The 22095-nt window shown below is 74.4% G+C and carries 21 protein-coding genes and 1 riboswitch; of the genes, 10 read left to right on the forward strand and 11 right to left on the reverse strand.

What is annotated here, in order from left to right; all coding sequences use genetic code 11:
- Positions 1–41 precede the first annotated feature (41 nt).
- The 8 genes from ACZ6TV_RS33785 to ACZ6TV_RS33820 all read left to right on the forward strand — a co-directional run bounded on the left by ACZ6TV_RS33785 (position 42) and on the right by ACZ6TV_RS33820 (position 10838).
- On the forward strand, positions 42–1664 hold the full coding sequence (locus ACZ6TV_RS33785; protein WP_465301624.1) for an ABC transporter substrate-binding protein: 1623 nt from the start codon (positions 42–44) through the stop codon (positions 1662–1664).
- 2 nt (positions 1665–1666) lie between these two features.
- Positions 1667–2587 (forward strand): ABC transporter permease, encoded by a 921-nt coding sequence (locus ACZ6TV_RS33790; protein WP_465301626.1) that lies wholly within the window; start codon positions 1667–1669, stop codon positions 2585–2587.
- A gap of 5 nt (positions 2588–2592) precedes the next feature.
- Positions 2593–3468, forward strand: coding sequence for an ABC transporter permease (locus ACZ6TV_RS33795; protein ID WP_465301628.1), 876 nt, complete (start codon positions 2593–2595; stop codon positions 3466–3468).
- A gap of 1 nt (position 3469) precedes the next feature.
- On the forward strand, positions 3470–5086 hold the full coding sequence (locus ACZ6TV_RS33800) for a dipeptide ABC transporter ATP-binding protein (RefSeq protein WP_465301630.1): 1617 nt from the start codon (positions 3470–3472) through the stop codon (positions 5084–5086).
- Positions 5086–5910 carry an LLM class flavin-dependent oxidoreductase gene (locus ACZ6TV_RS33805; protein ID WP_465301632.1) on the forward strand — a complete coding sequence of 275 codons (825 nt, stop codon included), beginning with the start codon at positions 5086–5088 and terminating at the stop codon, positions 5908–5910. Before ACZ6TV_RS33800 ends, ACZ6TV_RS33805 begins: the two co-directional genes overlap by 1 nt.
- A complete protein-coding gene (locus ACZ6TV_RS33810) occupies positions 5907–7178 on the forward strand; it encodes an LLM class flavin-dependent oxidoreductase (RefSeq protein WP_465301634.1) in 1272 nt (423 codons plus the stop codon). Before ACZ6TV_RS33805 ends, ACZ6TV_RS33810 begins: the two co-directional genes overlap by 4 nt.
- Before the next feature lie 42 nt (positions 7179–7220).
- Positions 7221–8297 carry a LacI family DNA-binding transcriptional regulator gene (locus tag ACZ6TV_RS33815; protein ID WP_465301636.1) on the forward strand — a complete coding sequence of 359 codons (1077 nt, stop codon included), beginning with the start codon at positions 7221–7223 and terminating at the stop codon, positions 8295–8297.
- 114 nt (positions 8298–8411) lie between these two features.
- Complete coding sequence (locus ACZ6TV_RS33820; protein ID WP_465301638.1) at positions 8412–10838, forward strand: glycoside hydrolase family 2 protein; 2427 nt, start codon at positions 8412–8414, stop codon at positions 10836–10838.
- A gap of 282 nt (positions 10839–11120) precedes the next feature.
- Here ACZ6TV_RS33820 and ACZ6TV_RS33825 read toward each other — a convergent pair whose 3' ends face one another.
- From ACZ6TV_RS33825 to ACZ6TV_RS33845, 5 genes are all read right to left on the reverse strand, one after another.
- A complete protein-coding gene (locus ACZ6TV_RS33825) occupies positions 11121–12278 on the reverse strand; it encodes an RNA polymerase sigma factor (RefSeq protein ID WP_465302043.1) in 1158 nt (385 codons plus the stop codon).
- A 53-nt stretch (positions 12279–12331) separates the two neighbouring features.
- The gene (locus tag ACZ6TV_RS33830) at positions 12332–12685 is read right to left on the reverse strand and encodes a YciI family protein (protein WP_465301640.1); all 354 of its coding nucleotides are present in this window, start codon (positions 12683–12685) and stop codon (positions 12332–12334) included.
- 167 nt (positions 12686–12852) lie between these two features.
- Complete coding sequence (bluB, locus tag ACZ6TV_RS33835) at positions 12853–13473, reverse strand: 5,6-dimethylbenzimidazole synthase (RefSeq protein WP_465301642.1); 621 nt, start codon at positions 13471–13473, stop codon at positions 12853–12855.
- A 36-nt stretch (positions 13474–13509) separates the two neighbouring features.
- Positions 13510–13711: riboswitch (cobalamin riboswitch) on the reverse strand.
- A gap of 9 nt (positions 13712–13720) precedes the next feature.
- Positions 13721–14407: a metallophosphoesterase family protein gene (locus ACZ6TV_RS33840; protein WP_465301644.1), complete on the reverse strand. Its 687-nt coding sequence runs from the start codon at positions 14405–14407 to the stop codon at positions 13721–13723.
- A 9-nt stretch (positions 14408–14416) separates the two neighbouring features.
- Positions 14417–15190 carry an MBL fold metallo-hydrolase gene (locus tag ACZ6TV_RS33845; RefSeq protein WP_465301646.1) on the reverse strand — a complete coding sequence of 258 codons (774 nt, stop codon included), beginning with the start codon at positions 15188–15190 and terminating at the stop codon, positions 14417–14419.
- Positions 15191–15261: 71 nt separating this feature from the next.
- Between ACZ6TV_RS33845 and ACZ6TV_RS33850 the strand changes: the two genes are divergently transcribed.
- A complete protein-coding gene (locus ACZ6TV_RS33850) occupies positions 15262–16209 on the forward strand; it encodes a GlxA family transcriptional regulator (RefSeq protein WP_465301648.1) in 948 nt (315 codons plus the stop codon).
- Between the two features lie 39 nt (positions 16210–16248).
- Here the strand turns inward: ACZ6TV_RS33850 and ACZ6TV_RS33855 are convergent, their stop codons facing one another.
- Positions 16249–17211: a GlxA family transcriptional regulator gene (locus ACZ6TV_RS33855; RefSeq protein ID WP_465301650.1), complete on the reverse strand. Its 963-nt coding sequence runs from the start codon at positions 17209–17211 to the stop codon at positions 16249–16251.
- Between the two features lie 99 nt (positions 17212–17310).
- Here ACZ6TV_RS33855 and ACZ6TV_RS33860 point away from each other — a divergent pair, with 99 nt between their 5' ends.
- On the forward strand, positions 17311–18246 hold the full coding sequence (locus tag ACZ6TV_RS33860) for an NADP-dependent oxidoreductase (RefSeq protein ID WP_465301652.1): 936 nt from the start codon (positions 17311–17313) through the stop codon (positions 18244–18246).
- Here the strand turns inward: ACZ6TV_RS33860 and ACZ6TV_RS33865 are convergent.
- The 5 genes from ACZ6TV_RS33865 to ACZ6TV_RS33885 all read right to left on the reverse strand — a co-directional run bounded on the left by ACZ6TV_RS33865 (position 18233) and on the right by ACZ6TV_RS33885 (position 22033).
- On the reverse strand, positions 18233–18880 hold the full coding sequence (locus ACZ6TV_RS33865; RefSeq protein ID WP_465301654.1) for a hypothetical protein: 648 nt from the start codon (positions 18878–18880) through the stop codon (positions 18233–18235). The two genes, ACZ6TV_RS33860 and ACZ6TV_RS33865, sit on opposite strands and share 14 nt — an antisense overlap.
- A gap of 67 nt (positions 18881–18947) precedes the next feature.
- A complete protein-coding gene (locus ACZ6TV_RS33870) occupies positions 18948–19349 on the reverse strand; it encodes a hypothetical protein (protein WP_465301656.1) in 402 nt (133 codons plus the stop codon).
- A gap of 80 nt (positions 19350–19429) precedes the next feature.
- The gene (locus ACZ6TV_RS33875) at positions 19430–20125 is read right to left on the reverse strand and encodes an HAD family hydrolase (protein WP_465301658.1); all 696 of its coding nucleotides are present in this window, start codon (positions 20123–20125) and stop codon (positions 19430–19432) included.
- A gap of 133 nt (positions 20126–20258) precedes the next feature.
- Positions 20259–20912: a response regulator transcription factor gene (locus ACZ6TV_RS33880; protein ID WP_465301660.1), complete on the reverse strand. Its 654-nt coding sequence runs from the start codon at positions 20910–20912 to the stop codon at positions 20259–20261.
- On the reverse strand, positions 20909–22033 hold the full coding sequence (locus ACZ6TV_RS33885; RefSeq protein ID WP_465301662.1) for a sensor histidine kinase: 1125 nt from the start codon (positions 22031–22033) through the stop codon (positions 20909–20911). Before ACZ6TV_RS33885 ends, ACZ6TV_RS33880 begins: the two co-directional genes overlap by 4 nt.
- Positions 22034–22095: the final 62 nt, after the last annotated feature.

Raw genomic sequence — 22095 nt, forward strand, 5'->3', positions numbered from 1 at the left:
CGCACCCCTCCCCGTCGCACGCCATCTTTCGAGGATGTCCCATGCGTAGATACCTTGCGTCCCTAGCCGTCGCGGCCCTACTGCTCGGCGGCTGCAACGGTGCCGCCGCCGAGGACGCCGCCGCCGGCACCGGCGCACCCGTCCAGGGCGGGAAGCTCACCTGGGCGATCGAGACCGAGCCCATCACCTTCAACCCGCACCAGTACGCCCAGGCCAAGGCCCGCCTGCTGGTGTGGAACAGCTTCGAGGCGCTGCTCACCCACGACGACAAGGGCGGCTACCTGCCGTGGCTGGCGACGTCGTGGGAGGCGTCCGCCGACGGGCTCACCTACACGTTCAAGCTGCGCGACGGCGTCACGTTCCACGACGGCGAGCAGTTCGACGCGTCGGTGGTCAAGGCGAACCTCGACCAGCTGCTCGTCGCCGGCTACGCACCGGGCGTCGCATCGACCCAGCTGAAGCACTTCAAGGACGCCGAGGTCGTCGACCCGAGGACGATCGCCGTCCATCTGAAGCAGCCCGACGTCGTCATCCTCGACTTCTTCGCCTCGCCGCAGGGCGCGCAGGTGTCGCCGAAGTCGCTCAAGAGCCCCGACCTGAAGGCCGGCGGCCCGTCCGTCGCCGGCACCGGGCCGTTCATCCTGGACCGCTACACGAAGGGCCAGGAGGTGCACTACACGAAGAACCCGGCCTACGCGTGGGCGCCGTCCAACGCCGGCCACCAGGGCCCCGCCTACCTCGACGAGATCACCTACCGGTTCCTGAAGGAGTCCAGCGTCCGCGTCGGCGCCCTCACCTCCGGCCAGGTCGACGTCATCGAGGGCGTGCCCGCCACCGAACAGGAACTGGTCAAGGCCGACCCGAACCTGCGCTTCGCCAAGCAGCTCAACAGCGGCACGGCGTACAACCTCTACTTCAACCTGACCCACGCGCCGTTCGACGACATCCGGGTCCGCAAGGCGTTCCGCGACGCCGTCGACGTCGACGCCGTGCTGCAGGGCGTCTACCGCGGCACCGCGACCCGGGCCTGGAGCCTGCTCAGCCCGTCCGGCCCGTTCTACGAGGCGTCGGTGGAGAAGACCTACGGCAACAACCCCGCCGAGGCAAACAGGCTGCTCGACGAGGCCGGCTGGAGCACCAGGGACGGCGAGGGCTACCGCACCAAGGACGGCAGGCGGCTGTCGGCGCGGATCGTGCTGTCGGCGCCGTTCGTGCGGGACAAGCGCGACATCCTCGCCCAGGCCGTGCAGGCCGCGGTGAAGCAGTCCGCGGGCATCGACCTGCAGGTCAAGGTCGTCGACCAGGGCACCGCCGCCGACGCGATCGCGAAGAACGAGTTCGAGGTCTTCGACAACTCCCGCGCCGACACCGACGCCGGCGCCGCGATCAACCTGATCGTGCCGAAGGGCGCCCCGATCAACCGGCACGGCTTCACCGACCCGGACCTCGAGAAGCTGGTCAGCGAGGCGGCCGCCACCGGCGACGCGGGCAAGCGCAAGGAGGCGTACGCGAAGGTGCAGAAGGTGCTCACCGAGCAGGCGGTGCTGCTGCCGCTGTACGCGCCGGCGGACCAGATCGCGGCGCAGAAGAAGGTCGGCGGTGTGGGCTTCGAGCCGACGGCGGGCGTGCCGGCAAGCGCCTACAACGTGTGGATCGGCAAGTAACCATGCTCAAGCCGATCCTGCGGCGGCTCGGCAGCGGGGCGGTGGTCCTCTGGGCCGCCGCCTCCGCGGCCTACCTCGCGCTGCGGCTCGCCCCGGGCGACACCGTCGACACCCTCGTCGGCGACGGCCCCGACACGCCGCAGATCCGCGCCCAGATCGCAAGGGACCTCGGCCTGGACCGGCCGGCGGTCGTGCAGTACGTCGACTACCTGTGGCGGCTCCTGCACGGCGACTTCGGCCGCTCGTACGTGCTGCAACGGCCCGTCGTCGACGTCATCGGCAGCCAGGTCTGGCCCACGGTGAAGCTGACCCTCCTCGCGGCGGCGTTCAGCGCCGTCATCGCGGTCGGCCTCGCGATCCTCACCACCGGCCGGGCCCGCTGGATCCGCGGCCTCGTCTCCGGCCTCGAAATGTCCATCGTGTCCGCGCCCGGGTTCCTCATCGGCATCCTGCTGCTGAGCGTCTTCTCCTTCCAGCTCGGCTGGTTCCCCGTCTCCGGCGACCGGGACGCGTCCGCGCTCGTCCTGCCCGCGGTCGCGCTCGCGCTGCCGATCGGCGGGCTGCTCAGCCAGGTCATCCGCGAAGGGCTCGAACGGGCGCTCGACGAGCCGTTCGCGGTCACCGCGAGGGCCCGCGGGCTGACCCGGCTCGCGCTGCTGTGGCGGCACGGCCTGCGCCACGCGCTGCTGCCCGCGGTGACCCTGGCCGGCACGCTGATCGGCTTCCTGCTCAGCGCCGCCGTCGTGGTCGAGCGGGTCTTCGGCCGGCCCGGCCTCGGCGAGGTCGCCACGGAAGCGGTCGGCAACAAGGACATCCCCGTGGTCCTCGCCGTGGTGATGCTGGCCGCCGCCATCTACGTGGTGCTCAGCACCGCGGCGGACCTGGCGTACCTGCTCATCGACCCGCGCCTGCGGAAAGGCTGACCCGCATGTCGATCGCCCTGCCCGAGAAGACGGCGACGGTGCTCGCCGGCGCCCCGGCCCTGCCGGCCCCACGACGGCGGGCCTTCGCGCCGGGGCTGGTCGCCGCGGCGGTCGTGCTGCTGCTCGTCGGCGTCGCCGCCGTCGCGCCCGGCCTGCTCACCGGCGCCGACCCGCTGGCGGCCGACCCCTTCCACGCCCTGGAGGCGCCGAGCGGGGCGCACTGGTTCGGCACCGACCAGCTCGGCCGCGACGTCTTCACCAGGGTCGTGCACGGCGCGCGGTACTCGCTGAGCATCGGCGTCGCCGCGACACTGCTGTCGGTGCTCGCCGGCGGGATCCTCGGGCTGCTCGCCGGGCTCGCCCCGCGGGCCGCCGACGAGGTGCTCAGCCGCGCCCTCGACGTGCTGTCCGCGTTCCCCGAGGTGCTGCTGGCGCTGCTGTTCATCGCCTTCACCGAGCCGGGCACCCCGAGTCTCGTCATGGCCATCGCGTTGTCGTTCGCGCCACGGTACGGCCGGATCGTGCGCGCCCAGACGCTGCTCGTGCGCCGGTCCGGCTACGTGGAGCAGGCCGTCACCTTCGGGCTGTCCCGGACCCGGCTGGTCTGGCGGCACATCCTGCCGAACGTCCTCGGGCCGCTGCCGATCCTCGCCACGATCGGCCTGGGCAGCGCGATCGTCAACGCCTCAGCGCTGTCGTTCCTCGGCATGGGGCCGCAACCGCCGTCGCCGGAGTGGGGCGCGATGCTCGCCGAGAGCCGCAACTACCTGCGCGTCGCGTGGTGGGCCGCGATCCTTCCGGGCGCGACCCTCACCGTCACCGTCATCGCGCTCACCGCTGCCGGCCGCCGGCTCCAGCGCCGTTTCGAAGGAAGGCGCTGACATGACCCCGCTGGTCTCGGTCACCGACCTGCGCGTCACGTTCCCCGGCCAGGGCGGCGATCCGGTGCACGCCGTGCGCGGGATCAGCTTCACCATCGGGCGCGGCGAGTGCGTCGCGATCGTCGGGGAGAGCGGATCCGGCAAGAGCGTCACCGCCCGCAGCCTCGTCGGCCTCGCGGGCCCCGGCGCGGACGTGAGCGCGTCCACATTGGACATCGACGGGCGCGACACGACCCGGTACACCGACCGCGACTGGCGCCGGCTGCGGGGCAGGGTCGCCGGGCTGGTCCTGCAGGACGCCCTGGTCTCCCTCGACCCGCTCAACACCGTCGGCCAGGAGATCGGCGAAGTGCTGCGCACCCACCGGGTCGGCGCCGCCGCCACCCGGGACGCCCAGGTCACCGCGCTGCTCGACGCGGTTCACGTCCCGGAGCCCGCGGCCCGCGCGAAGCAGTACCCGCACCAGCTGTCCGGCGGGCTGCGCCAGCGCGCCCTGATCGCGTCCGCGATCGCCGCCGACCCGCCGCTGCTCATCGCCGACGAACCGACCACCGCGCTCGACGTCACCGTCCAGGCGCAGCTGCTGCGCCTGCTCGCGGAGCGCCGCGCGGCCGGCTCGACGCTGCTGCTGGTCAGCCACGACCTCGCCGTCGTCGCCGGGATCGCCGACCGGGTCATCGTCATGCACGACGGCGTCATCGTCGAGCAGGGCCCCACCGCGCGGATCCTCACCGCGCCGGAGCACGACTACACGCGGATGCTCCTCGCCGCCGTCCCCACCGCGGCGTCGCGCGGCCACCGGCTCAGCGCGACGACCCGCGAGCCGCTGCCGGCGCCGTACATCGAACGCGACCGGATCGTGCTGCGCGCCGAAGGACTGCACAAGCACTACGGCGCTCGGCACGCCGTCGACGACGTGAGCTTCGCCCTCGCCCGCGGCGAGATCCTCGGCGTCGTCGGCGAGTCCGGCTCCGGCAAGACCACCGTCGCCCGCATCGCGCTCGGCCTCCTCGAACCCGACCGGGGCAGCGTCCACCTGGCCGGCCGGCCCTGGACCGGCGTGCCCGAGCGGCGGCGGCGGCCCGACCGGCGCAGGCTCCAGGTCGTCTCGCAGGACCCGCTGAGCTCGTTCGACCCGCGGTACACCGTGGAGAAGCTCGTCGCGGAGCCCCTGCGGCTGCGCGGCGCGGCCCGCCGGGACCGGGTCGTCGAGCTCCTCGAACGGGTCGGGCTGAGCGCCGCGCACCTACGCCGCCACCCGCGCGCTCTCTCCGGCGGGCAGCGGCAGCGCGTCGCGATCGCCCGCGCCGTCGGCCCCCGCCCCGACGTCCTGGTCTGCGACGAGCCGGTGTCCGCGCTCGACGTGTCCGTCCAGGCGCAGGTCCTCGACCTGCTCGCGGACCTGCGCGCCGCCGACGGCACCGCGCTGCTGTTCATCTCCCACGACCTCGGCGTCATCCACCACCTCGCCGACCGGGTGCTCGTCATGCACGACGGCCGGGTCGTCGAGCACGGCCCGGTCGAGGACGTCTTCGCCCGGCCGGAGCACACCTACACCCGGACCCTGCTCGCCGCGCTGCCGGCGCTGACCGCCGGAGCCGAAGGAGGCACCAACTGATGCTGTTCGCCACCGAGGTCGACGCGCCCGGCGTCGCGGCCCTGGAACGGGCCGTGCTCGACGCCGAGCGGGCCGGCTACGCGTTCGTCACGTTCCCCGACACGCCACGACGGCCCGGGATCGAGGCCGGTGTCCGGGCCGCGTACCTGGCCCGCCGCACCACCCGGATCGGGCTCGCGCCGACCCTGCACGCCACCACCACCGAGCCGTTCCACCTCGCCACCCAGCTCGCCTCCCTCGACCACGCGTCGCTGGGCCGGGCAGGCTGGGTCGTCGGCGCCACCACGGCCGCCGGGGACCTCGCCACCGTCGGCAGGACGGAAGCCGGCGACGGCGAGGTCGCCGACGTCGTCGAGGTAGCCCGGCGGCTCTGGGACTCCTGGGAGGACGACGCGATCATCCGCGACGTCGCGACCGGCCGGTTCCTCGACCCGCACAAGGTGCACCACGTCGACTTCGAAGGATCCGGCTTCTCCATCGTCGGGCCGCTCATCACCCCGCGCCCGCCGCAGGGCCAGGTCGTCGTGATCGGCTCCGACACCCTGCCCGGGGCGGTCACCGGGGCGCTCGACGTGGCACTGGTCCGGGCCACCGGCGTCGCCGTGATCGCCGCGCGGGCCGCCGCGGCCCGCGCGGCCGGGGCGGCGCTCGTGTTCGCCGACGTGCCCGCGTCGTTCGACCCGTCCCTCGTCGAGGGCCTCGTCGACGGGGTGCACTTCCACGGCGGTGCGCCACCGGCCGTCACCGCCGGCCCGCACGGCTCGACCCTGCGCGAGACCCTCGGACTCCCCCGCCCCCTGAACCGATTCGCGGTGACCTCATGACCCGGCTGCACCTCGGCGTCTTCTTCACCGGCGTCGGTCCCAACCTGCTGTGGACCGAGCCCGACTTCGCCGACCACACCCACATCGACACGTTCACCGGCGTGGTGCGCACCCTCGAACGCGGCCTGTTCGACGCGTTCTTCCTCGGCGAGGGCCTGCGCGTGCGGGAGAACCGCGGCACCGTCCACGACCTCGACGTCGCCGGGCGCCCCGACGCCATCACCCAGCTCGCCGCGCTCGCCGCGCAGACCACGCACATCGGGCTCGTCGCCACGCAGAACACCACCTACAACTACCCGGCGGACCTCGCGCGGCGGCTCGCGAGCCTCGACGCGGTCTCCGGCGGCCGCGCCGGCTGGAACATCGTGACCACCGACAACGCGTGGACCGGCGAGAACTTCCGGCACGGCGGCTGGCTGCCGCACGAACGCCGCTACGAGCGGGCCACCGAGTTCGTCGCGACGGCGAAGGCGTTGTGGCGCAACGAGCACGTCATCCGCGACACCGACCTGGTGACCCTCGACGCCACCGGCGGGGTCGAGCCGAGCCCGCAGGGCCGGCCGGTGCTCTTCCAGGCCGGCGACTCCGACGGCGGCCGGGAGCTCGCCGCCCGCCACGCCGACGTCGTCTTCTCCGCCAACACCGACTACGACAAGGCCGTGGCGTACGCCGCCGACCTGCGGGCCCGCCTGGCGCGGTACGGCCGGTCCGAGGACTCGCTGCGGATCCTGCCGGGCGCGTCGGTCGTGCTCGGCGACACCCCGGAGGAGGCGCGGGACCGGGCCCGCTGGATCACCCGAGAGCAGACCACCGGGCCGCGCGCGATCGCGTTCCTGGAGCAGTACTGGGGCAAGGACCTCTCCGGTTACGACCCCGACGGTCCGCTGCCGGACATCGACCCGGCCGACGGCGAGCTCGACCCCTCGCGCGGCACGATCCCGATCGAGCTGCGCACCGGCAAGCTGCGACGGATCGCCGAATGGCGCTCGCTGGCCGCCGAGCGCGGGCTGTCGATCCGCGACCTGGTGATCGAGGTGACCCCGAAGCACAACACGTTCGTCGGCACACCCGGCCGGATCGCCGACGAATGGGCCCGCTACGCGCGGGACCGGGCCGTCGACGGCTTCAACCTCCTGCCGCAACTGCTGCCCGGCACCGTCGAGGACATCGTGGACCGGCTCGTCCCCCAGCTGCAGGAGCGCGGCGTGTACCGCACCGCCTACGAGGGCACCACGCTCCGCTCGCACCTGGACCTGCCGCCCGTGTAAACCTGTACCCTCACGTGCAGTGCACTGAGAGAGGGAGCACAGGTGGCCGCAGCAGCGAAGGACGGCGGCGCGGAGGCGGCCGGGCAGGCGCGGGTCACGATCCGCCAGGTCGCCGTCCACGCCGGGGTGTCCGAGGCCGCCGTCTCCTATGCGCTCAACAACCGGCCCGGCGTGTCGGAGCAGACCCGGGCGCGCGTGCTCGCCGCCGCCCGGGACCTCGGCTGGGCGCCCAACATCGCCGCCCGCTCGCTCGGCACCGCCCGCGCCAACGCGGTCGGGCTCGTCCTCGTCCGCCCGCCACGGGTGATGATCGTCGACTCGTGGTTCACGCAGATGCTCAGCGGCGTCGAGGCCGAGCTCAACCGCAACGACATCGCCCTCGTGCTGCACCTCGTCGACCGCATCGAGGACACCATCGACGTCTACCGCAAGTGGTGGGCGGGCCGGCACGTCGACGGCGTCATCCTCACCGACCTGCGCAAGGACGACCCGCGGCTGGACGCCCTCGTCGAGATCGGCCTGCCCGCCGCGGTCATCGGCGGCCGGCCCGGCCTCGAGGGCTGCAGCACCGTCGACGCCGACACGCCCGGCACCGCCCGCGCCATCGTCGGCTACCTGCGGGCCCTCGGCCACCGCACGATCGCCCGCGTCGCCGGCACCGAGGAGCTGTTCCACACCGGCCAGCGCGACGCCGCCTATCTCGCGGCGCTGACGCACGCGGGGCTCGACGTCGGGCGGTATCGCGTCGTCTACACCAACTACAGCGCCGTCGACGGCATGCGGGCGATGCGGGACCTGATGAGCGGCGCCGAGCCGCCGACCGCCGTCGTGTTCGACAACGACGTGATGGCCGCCGCGTCGCTGAAGGTGGCGCACGAGATGGGCCTGTCGGTGCCGCAGGACGTGTCGGTCGTCGCCTGGGACGACTCCGACCTGTGCCAGATCACCGTGCCGGCGATCACCGCCGTGCAGCAGACCCCGGCGCAGCAGGCGGAGCTGGCCGCCCGCGCCCTGCTCGTCACCATCGGCGGCGGCGGGATCAGCCACGTCACGCTGCCGCCCGGCACCCTCACCGCGCGCCAGTCGACCCTGCCGCTGCGCCCCGGCCGCACCGCCTGAGACGTTCGCAACCGCTTCAGCGCACCACTGTTGACACTCCTTACTTCACCAACTTAGGGTCATGCTTCGCGTACTTATCCGGTTCAGTCGGTCGTGACCACGGGAGCACCCCACATGCCAGTCCTGCGTCCCCTTCACTCCGGGTGGACCCTGCGCACGCCCTCGCCCGACGCTCCCGTGCCGGCGTCCGTGCCCGCCTCGGTGCCGGGCTGCGTGCACACGGATCTCCTCGCGGCCGGGCTGATCCCCGACCCCTACCTGGACGCCAACGAGCTGGACCTGGCCTGGATCGGCCGGACCCCGTGGGTCTACGAGACGACGTTCGACGCCGGCGAGGCCACCGGCGACCGGGTCGACCTGGTCGCCGACGGCCTCGACACGGTGGCGACCGTCACGCTCAACGGTGTCGAGCTGGGCCGGACGGCGAACATGCACCGCGGCTACCGCTTCGACGTGCGCGAGGTGCTGCGCCCCACCGGCAACCGCCTGGAGGTGCGCTTCGACTCGGCGTACGACTACGCCCACGCCGTCCGCGACGCGCTCGGCGAGCGGCCCAACGCCTACGACGAACCGTTTCAGTACATCCGGAAGATGGCGTCGAACTTCGGCTGGGACTGGGGCCCGACCCTCGTCACCGCCGGCATCTGGCAGCCGATCGGCCTGGAGTCCTGGTCCGTGGCCCGGCTCGCGTCGGTGCGGCCGCAGGTGAGCGTCACCGGCGGCACCGGCCGCGTCGACGTGCACGTCACCGTCGAGCGGGCGGCGGACGACCCGCTGACCGTGACGGCGTCGGTCGCGGGCATGACGGTGCTGGCGGACCTCGCGGCGGGCGAGACGGAGACGGTCGTGACCGTCACGGTGCCGGACGTGCGGCTGTGGTGGCCCCGCGGGCACGGCGACGCCGCCCTGTACGACCTGACCGTCTCCCTGTCCAGCGGCGACTTCTGGCAGCGGCGGATCGGGTTCCGCACCGTGGAGCTCGACACCACGGCGGACGCCGACGGCACCGCGTTCACCGTCGTCGTCAACGGCACCCCGGTGTTCGTCCGCGGCGTGAACTGGATTCCCGACGACGCGTTCGTGACCCGCGTGGACCGGGACCGTTACGCGGCCCGGATCGGCCAGGCCGTCGACGCCGGCGTCAACTACCTGCGGGTGTGGGGCGGCGGGCGGTACGAGAGCGACGACTTCTACGACCTCGCCGACGAGCTCGGCGTGCTCGTGGGGCAGGACTTCCTCTTCGCGTGCGCCGCCTACCCGGAGGAGGAGCCGCTGGGCTCCGAGGTCGCGGCCGAGGCGCGCGAGCAGGTGGAGCGGCTGATGCCGCACCCGAGCCTGGTCATGTGGGTCGGCAACAACGAGAACATCTGGGGCTGGCACGACTGGGACTGGCAGGCGGCCCTGGACGGCCGCACCTGGGGCGCCGGCTACTACCTGGACGTCCTGCCGGGGATCGTGCGGGCCGTGGACCCGACCCGCCCGTACTGGCCGGGCAGCCCCTACTCCGGCACGGCCGGCGTGCACCCGAACGACCCCGCACACGGCACCACCCACATCTGGGACGTGTGGAACACCCACGACTACCGGCACTACGCCACCTACCGGCCGCGGTTCCTCGCCGAGTTCGGCTTCCAGGCCCCGCCGGCCTACGCCACGCTGCGCCGCGCCGTGTCCGACGACCCGCTGACGCCCACGTCACCCGGCGTCCTGCACCACCAGAAGGCCGGCGACGGCAACGGCAAGCTCGCCCGCGGCCTCACCGGCCACTTCCCCGCCCCGTCGTCGTTCGACGACTGGCACTGGGCCACCCAGCTCAACCAGGCCCGCGCGATCTCGTTCGGGATCGAACACTTCCGGTCGCTGCGCCCGCTGTGCATGGGCACGATCCTGTGGCAGCTCAACGACAACTGGCCCGTCACGTCGTGGTCCGCCGTCGACGGCGACGGCCGGCGCAAGCCGCTCTGGTTCGCGTTGCGGCGGGTGTACGGCGAACGCCTGCTCACCCTGCAGCCGCGCGACGGCGCACCGGCCCTGGTCGCCGTCAACGACGCCACGACGCCGTGGCAGGCCCACGTCGACGTGCGCCGGATCAGCTTCACCGGCGACCTGCACGCGAAGAGCACCCTGACCGTCGACGTCCCCGCCGGCGGCGCGGTCACCCTGCCGCTGCCGGCGGACCTGACCACGGCCGGCGACGCCGCCGCCGAGCTCATCGTCGCCGACGCCGGCCCGGACCGCGCGGTGTGGTGCTTCGCCGAGGACGCCGACCTCGCCTACCCGGCCGCGGCGGCGGACGTCGTGGTCCGCCCCACCGCGGACGGCGCCGAGGTCTCGGTCACCGCGCGGACGTTCGTGCGCGACCTGGCCCTGTTCGCGGACCGCCTCGACCCGGCCGCGACGGTCGACGAGCAGCTCGTCACCCTGCTGCCCGGCGAATCGGTGACCTTGCGCGTCACGGGCGGCGCGCTGCCCCCGGCCGACGACCCGGCCTGGCGCACCGCGCCGGTCCTCCGCTCGGCCAACGACCTCATCGCCCGCTGACGCGCTCCGGCCCGCTCCCGGGCTGGGTCCGCTCAGTCCGCTCGGCCCGCTCAGTCCGCTCGGCCCGTTCGGTCCGCTGCGGTGTTCCGCCTGGGGCGGGTGGGACCGGCGGGCCACCGGGGCCGGCGACCGGCACCGACCTCCCGGTCGCGTGACGGCCGGCGGGCGGGGGGATCGGGTCGCGGACAGGCATGGTGTGCTCCTCACGGCCGGTCGGCGGGGTGAGCAGCACACATACCCCGCGACGGGCGCCCCGCAGGGTGGTCCCGCGGGTGAACCCGTTCAGCGCACCTCGGCGAGACGGGACTCCAGGAACGCGCGCTCCACGTCGTTGCCGGTGAGCGCCAGGGCCTCGGTGTACGCGTCGGCGGCCTCCGGGAACCGGCCCAGCCGCCGCAGGAAGTCGGCCCGCACGGCGCTGAGGTAGGCGTACGTGGCGAGCTCCGGCACCCCGAGCAGCGGTGCCAGCGCGTCCAGGCCCGCCGCCGGCCCGTCGCGCAGGCCGACGGCGACCGCGCGGTTCAGCGAGACGACCGGCGACGGCCAGAGGCGCAGGAGGACGTCGTACAGCGCGACGATCTGCGGCCAGTCGGTCGCCTCCCACGAGGGCGCCTCGGCGTGGACGGCGGCGAGCGCGGCCTCCACGGCGTAGCGGGTCGGCGGGTGCCGGCGCAGCGCGGCGGTCAGCAGGTCGGTGCCCTCGCGGATCTGCCGGGTGTCCCAGCGGGTGCGGTCCTGCTCGGACAGCAGGACCAGCCGGCCGCCGGCGGCGCGGGACTCCCTGCGGGCGTCGACGAGCAGCATCAGCGCCAGCAGGGCCGTGGCCGAGGCGTCGTGCGGGACGAGCAGCCGCAGTACCCGGGCCAGCGCGATCGCGGCGTCGACCAGGTCCTGCCGGACCAGCGTGTCGCCGACCGGCGCGGCGTGACCGGTGGTGAAGACGAGGTGGATGACGTCGAGGACGGCACCGACGCGCTCCGGCAGGTCGTCCGGCGACGGCACCCGGAACGGGATGCGGGCCGCGCTGATCTTCCGTTTCGCGCGGGTGACGCGGGCCGCCATCGTCGGCTCCGGCACGAGGAACGCCCGCGCCACCTCGGCCGTCGTCAGGCCGCACACCAGGCGCAGCGTCAACGCGACCTGCGCCTCCCGGGAGAGCGCCGGGTGGCAGCAGGTGAAGATGAGCCGGAGCCGGTCGTCGTCCTCCCCCGGCCCTGGCGTCACGTCCTCGGTGACCAGCAGCGGCAGCGCCCGGCGCAGCGCGGACTCGCGGCGCAGCACGTCGAGCGCCCGGTTGCGGGCGACGGTGGTGAGCCACGCGCCGGGCCGGTCCGGAACGCCGGTGGCCGGCCAGGTGTGCAGCGCCCGCGCGAACGCGTCCTGGACGCACTCCTCGGCGAGGTCGAGGTCGCGGGTGACGCGCACCGTCGCGGCGAGCACCCTGGCCCACTCGCGACGGTGCACCTCGGCGATGCCCACCGGTGGTCCGGCGGTCACCCGTGCTCCGGCCGGTCGTGGTCCACGATCGGGCGGATCTCGACGCCGCCGTGGCCCGAGGACAGCTCGGGCAGCAGGGAGGCGACGGCGATCGCGGCGTCCAGGTCGGCGGCGTCGATGACGTAGAAGCCGCCGAGGGCCTCCTTCGCCTCCAGGAACGGCCCGTCGGTGATCATCGGGCCGCCGCGCAGCGTGGTCGCCGTCGAGGACGACTCCAGCTCGTGCCCGGCGAGCACGGTCGCGGTGCCGGCGAACGCCCGGTGGCCCTCGCCCTTCTCGTGCCGCTCCTGCTCGGTCTCGGCGTCCCAGCGCTGCTCGTCGCCGTAGATGAGGATGAGGTACTTCGCCATGGTCCGTCCTGTTCGCTCGGGGTCCTTTTACCTTGACGACGATCGGCGCGGCGCCGAAATCGACAGGTGGGCCCGCCGGTCTCCAGTGCGCGGCTCTCCAGTGCGCGGTTCTCCAGTGCGCGGTTCTCCAGTGTGCGGTCGGAGCGCGCCGGCCCGGTGCTCGCCGGCTACCAGCGGTCGTGGTGCAGCGCCTCCGCGAGGGAGACCCGGCGCCGCCAGCCGTGCCGTTCGAGGTCGGGCACCGCCTCCAGGTGCGTCACCGGCCCGAGGCACAGCCACGCGACGGGCCGGATCCCGTCGGGGATGCCGAGCAGGTCCCGCACGAACGGCTCGCGGTAGAACGACACCCAGCCGACCCCGAGCTCCTCGGCGGTCGCGGCCAGCCACAGGTTCTGGATGGCGAGGCAGACGGAGTAGAGCCCGGCATCGGCGATCGCGTGCCGTCCGAGCACCGCGGGCCCGCCGCGGCAGGGGTCGTACGTGACGACCACCGACAGCGTCGACTCCAGCACCCCGTCGATCTTGATCCGGGCGAAGGTCGCGGCCGCCGGCCCGTCGAGGGTCGCGGCGAACGTGTCCCGCTCGGCCCGGACGTGCTCGTGGAACGCGGCCCGCACGCCGGGGTCGCGGACGAGGACGAAGTCCCACGGCTGCGACAGCCCGACGCTCGGCGCGGCGTGGGCGGCGCTCAGCACGCGGTCGAGGACGTCGCCGGGGATCGGCGCGCCGGTGAACTGGCCGCGCACGTCGCGGCGGCGGTGGACGACGTCGTACAGGTCGGTGCTCATGAGGGCAGGCTCCCGCTGCTCAGGCCGCCCAGGTGGACGGCCGGTGATCGCGAGGCCGGTCTTCGGACTCTCGGATCAACGCCTGCACCGTCCGCCTTCCCAGCCCTCGGGCCAGTGACCGCGCACCGCGAGGATGCGCCTGGACGGCAGCTCCCCGATCACCGCGGCGGGCCCGTGCCGGATTCACACCGGCTTCCCGATTCTCCCCTTCCGGGGCACCTCGCATCAGTTCATGCCACCTGCGAGCTTACGGCGTCACGGTCCGGAAGTGGGTGGTGAGCCGGCCGTCCTCGACGAGGTGGAACGCGAGCGCCGGCGGTGGCTCGGGCCGGTCCCCGGGCTCCCACGGCAGCAGCATCGTGGACTCGACGCCGGGCGCGGTGATGACGGGCACGCCGGCGAACGTGCTCACGGCGGCGCTGTGGACGTGACCGCACAGCACGGCGAGGACGCCGGGGTGCCGGCCGATGATCCCGGCGAGCCGGCCGGCGCCGAGCTGGCGGACCCGGTCGGCGGAGGGCTTGCCGACCGGCACCGGCGGGTGGTGGCAGCACACGAACGCGGGCGTGCCGGCCGTCGCCGCGAGCGTGTCGTCGAGCCATTCGAGGGTGTCGTCGCCGAGCCGGCCCTCGGCGCGCCCGGGCACGGACGAGTCGCACAGCGCGAACAGCACCCCCGCGACCGTCTCGGCGCGGTCGACCCGGAACGCGGCGGGGTCGTCGTGGTTGCCGGGCAGCGCGAGGACCGGCACGCCGAGCCGCCGGAGCCGGTCGAACGCCGCGTATTCCGCCTCGGCGCCGTGCTCGGCGATGTCGCCCGTGACGAGCACGGCGTCCAGCGGTCCGCGGAGGCCGCCGAGGTACGAGATGACGCGGTCGAACCGGTCCGGCGGCTGCGACCCGATGTGGAGGTCGCTGACGTGGGCGATGAGCACCCCTGCCGGTTACCCCAGCAGGTGCGCGCTACCCGCGGCGCCGAACACGGCGCGGACGTCCTCGATGCCCTCGGTGAAGTGGGCCCAGCTGTCGACGTGCACGGGCAGCACGGTCGTGGCGCCGAGGAGCCGGGCCGCCTCGAGCATGCCGGCGGCGCCGAGGGTCAGGTCAGCGTCGCCGAGCAGCGCGGTGCGGGCCCTGCCGCCGAAGAGGACGGCCACGTCGATGACCGGGAACCGCTCCGCGATCGCGGCGACGACCCGCAGCGAGGCGTTGTCGCCGCTGACGTAGACGGTCGGCTGGTCCTCGGCCTGCAGGACGAAGCCGGTGACGGGGCCGGTGAGGTGCTCGGTGCCGTCGGGTCCGTGCTGCGCGGGGACGGCGGTGACCCGGACGTCCCCGCGCGGGCGACCCCGGTGCCCTTCTCCTTCCTGGCGGCCGCCGGGACGGGGCAGGTCGGCGTGCGTCCACGGGTCGAGCCCGACGGTGCCGGCGCCCAGCCGGGCCGCCGCCGACGGGGTGCTGAGCACCACCGGTACCGACGCCGCGAAAACCCGGCCGGAGTGGTCGAGGTTGTCGGGGTGCTGGTCGTGGGACAGGAGCACGACGTCGACGGCGCCCGCGTCGGCCGGGGTCCCCGCCGCGGGCGCGGTCTTGGTCAGCACGCGCGTGCCGAGCGGGTAGTCGCCGGGCGGATCGAAGGTGGGGTCGGTGATGAACGTGCGGCCGCCGTAGGTGAACACCGCGGTCGGGCCGCCGAACCGGCGGATCTGGAAGGTCATGCCGGCCAGTCTCGCGGCGCCCGCGCACGACGGTCAGTGGCTGGAACGCCATCCGCCGATACGATCAAGCCATGGCTCGGGACGCTGCGACGGTCGGGGTGCTCATCGGCGACGGCGCGCCGATGCTGGAGGTCGCGGTCGCGCCGCGGGTGTTCGGCGTCGCCGGTTGCCGCCTGCTGACCGCCGGCGAGCACCCGGGTCCGCTGTCGACGACCGCGGGCATCGCGATCACCGCCCCGCACGACCTGGCCGAACTGGACACCGCGGGCGTCGTCGTCGTGCCCGGGTGGCGGCCGCCGGGCGGCGACCCGGTCGCGCCCGGCATCCTCGACCTGCTGCGCCGCGCGCACACCGAGGGCGCCACCGTCGTCGGCCTGTGCCTGGGCGCGTTCGTGCTCGCCGAGGCGGGCCTGCTCGACGGGCGGCGGGCCACCACGCACTGGAAGCACCTGCCCGCGTTCGCGGCCCGCTTCCCGGCCGTCGACGTCGTCGAGGACGTCCTCTACGTCGACGAGGGGTCGGTCGTCACCAGCGCCGGCAGCGCCGCGGGTCTCGACGCGTGCCTGCACCTGCTGCGCCGCGACCGGGGCCCGGCGGTGGCGGACGCGGCCGCCCGCGCCCTCGTCGTCGCGCCGCACCGCTCCGGCGGGCAGGCGCAGTTCATCGAGCGGCCGGTCCCGCGGCTGCGCGCCGGGGATGCGGTGGCCGACGCGATGCGGCACGCCCTGGAGCACCTGGAGGACGGCACGCTCGGCGTCGACCGGCTCGCGGCCGCGGTGCACCTGAGCCGGCGCACGTTCGACCGCCGCTTCCGCGAGTCGACGGGCTCGTCGCCGCTGCGCTGGCTGCTGCAGCAGCGGGTGCTGCGCGCGCAGCACATCCTTTCCACCACGGACCTCGACGTCGACGCGGTCGCCCGGGCCTGCGGCTTCACCGACGGCGTCGCGCTGCGCCCGCATTTCCGGCGGCACGTCGGCGTCCCACCGCAGTCCTACCGGGCGAGCTTCCGCACCGCCTGACCGTCACCCGCCGCCCGGCGGTCCCGATCCGGGTGCCGGTCACGAGGTGCCGCGGAACGTGTTGCGGTAGGCCATCGGCGGGACACCGATGGTGCCGGCGAGGTGCTGGCGCATCGAGGCGGCGGTGCCGAAGCCGGCCTCGGCGGCGACCCGGTCGACCGGCAGGTCCGTGGTCTCCAGGAGGCGCCGGGCGTGCTCGACCCGCTGGCGGGTCAGCCACTGTCCCGGCGTCAGGCCGACCTCCTCGCGGAACCTGCGGGAGAACGTGCGCACGCTCATCCGCGCGTGGCCGGCGAGCTCCGCGAGGGAGATCGGCCGGTCGAGGCGGCCCAGGGCCCACTGCCGGGTCGCGGCCGTGGTCGCGGCCGCCGGCGGCGGCACCGGGCGGTCGATGTACTGCGCCTGCCCGCCCTCCCGCCACGGCGGCACGACGCAGAGCCGGGCGACCCGGTTGGCGACCGCGCTGCCGTGGTCGCGGCGGATCAGGTGCAGGCACACGTCGATGCCGGAGGCCGCGCCGGCGGCGGTGAGGACGTCGCCGTCGTCGATGAACAGCACCGACGCGTCGACGTCGACGGCCGGGAACGTGCGCTGGAAGTGCTCCGCGTCGTTCCAGTGGGTCGTCGCCCGGCGCCCGTCGAGCAGGCCAGCGGCGGCCAGGACGTAGGAGGCGGTGCAGATGGACACGATCCGGGTCCCGGGCCGCAGCAGGCGCAGCGCGGCGGCCAGGGGCTCGGGCAGCCAGTCGCGGCGGCCGTCCGGCGCGCACACGAACGGCGGCACGACGAGGGTGTCGGCGGTGCCGACGACGGACGCGTCGTGCCGCACGCCGACGCTGAAGTCGTAGCCGGTGCGGACCGGGGCGCCGTCGAGGCTGCAGGTCAGCACGTCGTACAGCGGGCCGGCGGTGCCGAAGATCCGGCTCGGGATGCTCAGCTCGAAGGGATACACGCCGTCGAGGGCGAGCACGACGACACGGTGCGCGGCCGGGGTCACTGCCATGGCCAGATCCTTGCACATACTGGCGATGCGGCCACTCGTGCGCGCTGCCCGGCACGGCAAGGCTGGACCGCGACGGCAACACGAGCGATGGGGGAAGCGATGCGCGCGATCGGTCAGGACGTGTTCGGCGGGCCCGAGGTGCTGCGGCTGCTGGAGGTGGACAGGCCGGCACCGGGGACCTCGGAGGTCCTCGTGCGGGTCCACGCGACCGGGGTCAACCCGACCGATCTGTGGCACCGCGCGACCGGCGGGCTGCTCGGCGCGCCGGTCCGGCTCGGCTGGGACGTGTCCGGGGTCGTCGAGGAGGTCGGCCTCGGCGTGACGTGGCTGCGCCCCGGTGACGAGGTGTTCGGGATGCCGCGCCTGCCGGAGGCCGCCGGCACGTACGCGGACTACGTGACGTCGCCGGCCCGGCACCTGGCCCGCAAGCCGGCCGGGCTGTCGCACGTGGAGGCGGCCGGGCTCGGCCTGGCCGGGCTCACCGCGTGGCAGGCGATCGTCGAGACCGCCGGCGTCCGGCCCGGGCACCGGGTCCTGGTCCACGCGGCGGCGGGTGGCGTGGGGCACCTCGCGGTGCAGATCGCGAAGGCGCGCGGCGCTTACGTCGTCGGTACCGCGAGCGCCGCGAAACACGATCTGGTGCGCGGGCTCGGCGCGGACGAGGTGCTGGACTACACGGCCGAGCGGTTCGAGGACGCCGCCGGCGACCTGGACGTGGTGCTCGACCCGATCGGCGGCGAGTACGGTCCGCGGTCCCTCGCCACGCTGCGGCCCGGCGGGATCCTGGTGTCCCTGGCCTCGCCCGCCGAGGCCTACCTGGCGGACGAGGCCCGGCGGCAGGGCCGCCGGGCCGGGTTCCTCATCGTGCAGCCCGACCACGCGGGCCTGCGGTCATTGGCGGAGCTCGTCGAGCGAGGCGCGCTGCGGGTCGTCGTCGACTCGGTGCTGCCGCTGGAGGACGTCGCCGCGGCCCACTCGCGGGTCGCCACGGGCCGCGCCACCGGGAAGGTGGTCCTGACGGTCAGCAGCCCTTGACCCGCTGGGCGCACCGGTCCGCGGCGGGTTTTGCCAGGGTGGCGATCATGCCGGCGGGTGCGTCGCCGACGGTCATGTCGTTGAGCCACAGCACGAACTCGCCGCGCCGGACCGCGATGATGTCGGCGGTGACCTTGATGCCGAAGTCGGTGTCGCCGGTCATCCGCACCCCGAGCGCCCGCTCGCCGAGCGTCGCCGGGACCTGCGTCGGGGCGAGCGTGAAGCGCACCGAGATGCCGGCCAGCTCCTGGCTGAACGACTTGCACGTGGTGACGGCCTCGGCGAGCCGGTCCATCGCGGGCGCGGCGCCGCCGGCCGGGAAGTGCACCAGCGCCTGCGTCAGGTACGGCCCGACGACACCCTTGCTGTAGGTGACGGCGGCGGACGCGGTCCCGTCGCCGGTCACCGGCGCGAGGGACGGGCATCCCGGGAAGTTGCCCCCGATGCTGACGGCGCCGTCGTCGTCGGTCGCAGCGGCGATCGGCACGAACCCTTCGGGCAGGTCTGCGGGAGTGAGCAGCGCCGGCTTGAGATCCTCGGACGCGGCAGCGTGTGCGGCGGTCGCGGTCAGGGCCGGGGCACCGGTCACCGCGAGGGCGGCCAGTCCGGCCGCCAGCCTGTGAACCATCCTCATCAACCCGACGCTACGGGCGCACCAGGCCCTTCATGCGGCTTTGCCCGAATTTACGCCCATTCAGCGGTCACGCGCCGAGCTGCCCGAACGTCGTGTCCGCCTCGTCGTCGATCAGGAACCCCGCCCCCAGCCGCCGGGCGACGGCCCGCGCGTCCGCCGACTTCCACCGCTGCACGGCCGCATACGCCGGGTCGGCCATGTGGTAGCGGCAGCGCCCGCCCCACCAGCCCGGCTCGTAGGACACCACGTCGACGAGCCGCCCCGAGAACGGGAACCGCGCCCGCACCTGCGCCGGGATCGTGCATCCGTAGTCCTCGAAGTACGGGTGCACGGTGAGCATCGCCAGCAGCCGCCCGCCGTCCTCGCGCCAGGCCCGCAACCTGCCGGTGCGCTGCAGCACCCCGCCCTGCCGGGTCCGCTCCCGATAGTTCCATCCGGGCTCATCATGTACCAGCTGCGCCGCCGCCATGGACGCATTCTGTCGATATGACATCCGTCAATAGGCTGTCGTTGGACACCGTTGGACAACCCGCACCGGGGTCTGGAGCGTCAGGGGGCGAGCAGCGCGGCGGGCAGGCCGGCGAGGGACGTGACGCGGTGCGTCTCGCCCGCCGGGCCGGTCCCGTCACGGTCCAGGTGGACGGCGTGCAGGCCGGCGGACCTGGCGGGCAGCACGTCGAGGTCGTGACGGTCGCCGACGCTCACCACCGACTCCGGCGGCAGCCCCCAGCGGCGGCACGCCTCGGCGAACACGGCGGGGTCGGGCTTGAACAGGCCCAGGGTCTCGGCGGTGTACACCGGGCCGGCAAGCTCGCGCAGGCCGATCCTGGCGAGCTTGTCGGTCTGCTGCTCCTCGATCCCGTTCGTCAGCACCGCGGTCCGCAGCCCGGCCCGCCGCAGCGCCCGCAAGGCGGGGAGGGCGTCGTCGTAGGGGGTCCACGACAGTTCGTACAGGCGGAGAAACCCGGAGAAGACGGCGTCGAGCTCCTCGTCGGGGCCGTCGCAGGGCCGGTCGATCGCGGCGAGGAAGTCACGGACGCGACGGCGGCGCTGCTGCTGGAACGTGATCCGCCCGGCCCGCCAGTCCGCCAGATGCCGCTCCTGTACCGCCGACCACAGCGCCCTGAGCCCGGCCGACGGAGCGACGCCGATCGACGGCAGCCAGCGCCGCAGCGCGTTCGTCACCGCGGCCTCATGGTCGAGCAACGTCCCGTCGAGGTCGAGCAGAACTCCGCGCAACGTCACCCACGCACTCTACGGCGGCCGCCGTTCGCCGGCAGCGCGGTCGTGGCCGCTGTGGAGATCCTGCCCGGCGGCGCGGTGGTGCGGGCGCTCGCCGCGGGGCAGTTCGCGACCGGCGCGGTTCGCGCGTGCCGGTTCAGATGCGCAGGCCGGACTGGACGGCGAAGACGACGAGCTGGGCACGGTCCCTGGCGTGCAGCTTCAGCATGGCCCGGCCGACGTGGGTGCGGACGGTGGCCGGGCTGACGACCAGCGCGGCCGCGATCTCGTCGTTGGAGCGACCGGTGGCGACCCACGCGACGATCTCCCGTTCCCGCTCGGTGAGCAGGTGCAGGTGCGGGTGCGGCACCGGCGGCGGGGTCGCGGTGGCCCCGAAACGGTCGATGACGCGGCGGGTGACCGACGGCGACAGCAGCGACTCGCCGGCGGCGACGACCCGCACCGCGCGCAGCAGGTCCTCCGGCGGGGCGTCCTTGAGCACGAAGCCGCTGGCGCCGTCGCGCAGCGCCGTGAAGATGTACTCGTCGAGCTCGAACGTGGTGAGCATGACGACCCGTACCGCGGCCAGCGCAGGGTCGGCGGTGATCTGCCGCAGCGCGGCCAGGCCGTCGAGGGTCGGCATCCGCACGTCGAGCAGGACGACACCGGGGTGGTGCAGGCGCGCCGCGGCGACCGCCTCCCGGCCGTCGGCGGCCTCGGCGACGACCTCGATGTCCTGCTCGCCGTCCAGCAGGGTCCGCAGGCCCATGCGGATCAGGGCCTGGTCGTCGGCGACCACGACCCGGATCACGCGCCCTCCCGCGGCGGCTCCAGGGGCAGACGCGCCGTCACCTCGAGACCACCGCCGGGCAGGACGGCCACGTCGAGGGTGCCGCCGAGACGTGAGGCACGGGCCCGCATCCCGGCGATCCCGCTGCCCTCGACGATCGGGCCCGTGGCCCTGCCGTCGTCGGTGACCTGGACGAGCAGGTCGTCGCCGTCGCGGGCGACCCTGACCCGGGCGACGCCCGCGTCCGCGTGCCGCAGGACGTTGGTGAGCGCCTCGCGCACGATGCGGTACGCCGCGACGTCCACCTCCTCCGGCAGTTCGCCCACCCAGACGTCGGTGTGGACGACCAGGCCGCCGGACCCGATCCGCTGGGCGAGCAACGGGATGTCGGCGAGCCCGGGCGCCGGCCGGAGAGGTCCGTCCTCGCCCGGCGGTCCGTCGCCGGCGCGCAGCAGGCCCAGCTCGGTCCGCATCGCCTCCAGGGACTCGCGGCTCGTCGCCCGGATCGCCTCCAGGGACTCCCGCGCCTTGGCGTGGTCGCGGTCCAGGACGTGCAGCGCGACCCCGGCCTGCATCGCGATGACGGCGAGGCCGTGCCCGACGGAGTCGTGCAGCTCGTGCGCCACCCGCGTCCGCTCGTCGGCGACGACGCGCAGCATGGTGGCCTCGTGCACCTCCGCGAGGGCGTCGCGCCGGGTGCGGACGTTCACGCCGATCGCCGCGGGCAGGGCCACCGCGAGGAGGACCAGCAGCGGCCAGGTCCCGGCGATGCCGCTGTACGGCAGACCGAAGCGGAGCCCACCGGCGACGTACACGGCGAGACCGAGCACTACGTTGGCCGGGACCGACCGCCGGGCGGGCCACGCCACGGCCGCCCCGGCGGCGGCGACGGGCACCGCGACGAGGATCGGCCCCACCGGATAGCCGGCGGCCAGGTAGGCGACGACCGCGGCACCGCACCCGGCGAGGGTGACCGACGGCAGCCGCCGCAGCGGCAGCGCCGCCAGCGCGGCCGCGACCACCAGCAGGTAGGCGACCAGGTCGGGGGCGCGGGTCCAGCCGAACTCGCCCTCCCCGGCGTCGCCGGTGCCGGCGAGACCGGTGCCGGCGATGAGCAGCGCCGGCCACACCCTGGACCACATCGGTGCGAGGATACGCGGATTTACGTACGTGCGATGCCGACCGCACGCTGACGCGGCACCGC

The organism is Dactylosporangium sp. NPDC051087, from assembly GCF_055586325.1.

Bases quoted from the DNA above. Each gene is read 5' to 3' on its own strand.
- ACZ6TV_RS33810 (WP_465301634.1), top strand. From the start codon at position 5,907: ATGACCCGGCTGCACCTCGGCGTCTTCTTCACCGGCGTCGGTCCCAAC.
- ACZ6TV_RS33855 (WP_465301650.1), bottom strand. From the start codon at position 17,211: ATGGCAGTGACCCCGGCCGCGCACCGTGTCGTCGTGCTCGCCCTCGAC.
- ACZ6TV_RS33830 (WP_465301640.1), bottom strand. From the start codon at position 12,685: ATGGCGAAGTACCTCATCCTCATCTACGGCGACGAGCAGCGCTGGGAC.
- ACZ6TV_RS33795 (WP_465301628.1), top strand. From the start codon at position 2,593: ATGTCGATCGCCCTGCCCGAGAAGACGGCGACGGTGCTCGCCGGCGCC.
- ACZ6TV_RS33845 (WP_465301646.1), bottom strand. From the start codon at position 15,190: ATGACCTTCCAGATCCGCCGGTTCGGCGGCCCGACCGCGGTGTTCACC.
- ACZ6TV_RS33805 (WP_465301632.1), top strand. From the start codon at position 5,086: ATGCTGTTCGCCACCGAGGTCGACGCGCCCGGCGTCGCGGCCCTGGAA.
- ACZ6TV_RS33865 (WP_465301654.1), bottom strand. From the start codon at position 18,880: ATGAGGATGGTTCACAGGCTGGCGGCCGGACTGGCCGCCCTCGCGGTG.
- bluB (WP_465301642.1), bottom strand. From the start codon at position 13,473: ATGAGCACCGACCTGTACGACGTCGTCCACCGCCGCCGCGACGTGCGC.
- ACZ6TV_RS33885 (WP_465301662.1), bottom strand. From the start codon at position 22,033: ATGTGGTCCAGGGTGTGGCCGGCGCTGCTCATCGCCGGCACCGGTCTC.
- ACZ6TV_RS33860 (WP_465301652.1), top strand. From the start codon at position 17,311: ATGCGCGCGATCGGTCAGGACGTGTTCGGCGGGCCCGAGGTGCTGCGG.
- ACZ6TV_RS33790 (WP_465301626.1), top strand. From the start codon at position 1,667: ATGCTCAAGCCGATCCTGCGGCGGCTCGGCAGCGGGGCGGTGGTCCTC.
- ACZ6TV_RS33800 (WP_465301630.1), top strand. From the start codon at position 3,470: ATGACCCCGCTGGTCTCGGTCACCGACCTGCGCGTCACGTTCCCCGGC.
- ACZ6TV_RS33785 (WP_465301624.1), top strand. From the start codon at position 42: ATGCGTAGATACCTTGCGTCCCTAGCCGTCGCGGCCCTACTGCTCGGC.
- ACZ6TV_RS33870 (WP_465301656.1), bottom strand. From the start codon at position 19,349: ATGGCGGCGGCGCAGCTGGTACATGATGAGCCCGGATGGAACTATCGG.
- ACZ6TV_RS33820 (WP_465301638.1), top strand. From the start codon at position 8,412: ATGCCAGTCCTGCGTCCCCTTCACTCCGGGTGGACCCTGCGCACGCCC.
- ACZ6TV_RS33850 (WP_465301648.1), top strand. From the start codon at position 15,262: ATGGCTCGGGACGCTGCGACGGTCGGGGTGCTCATCGGCGACGGCGCG.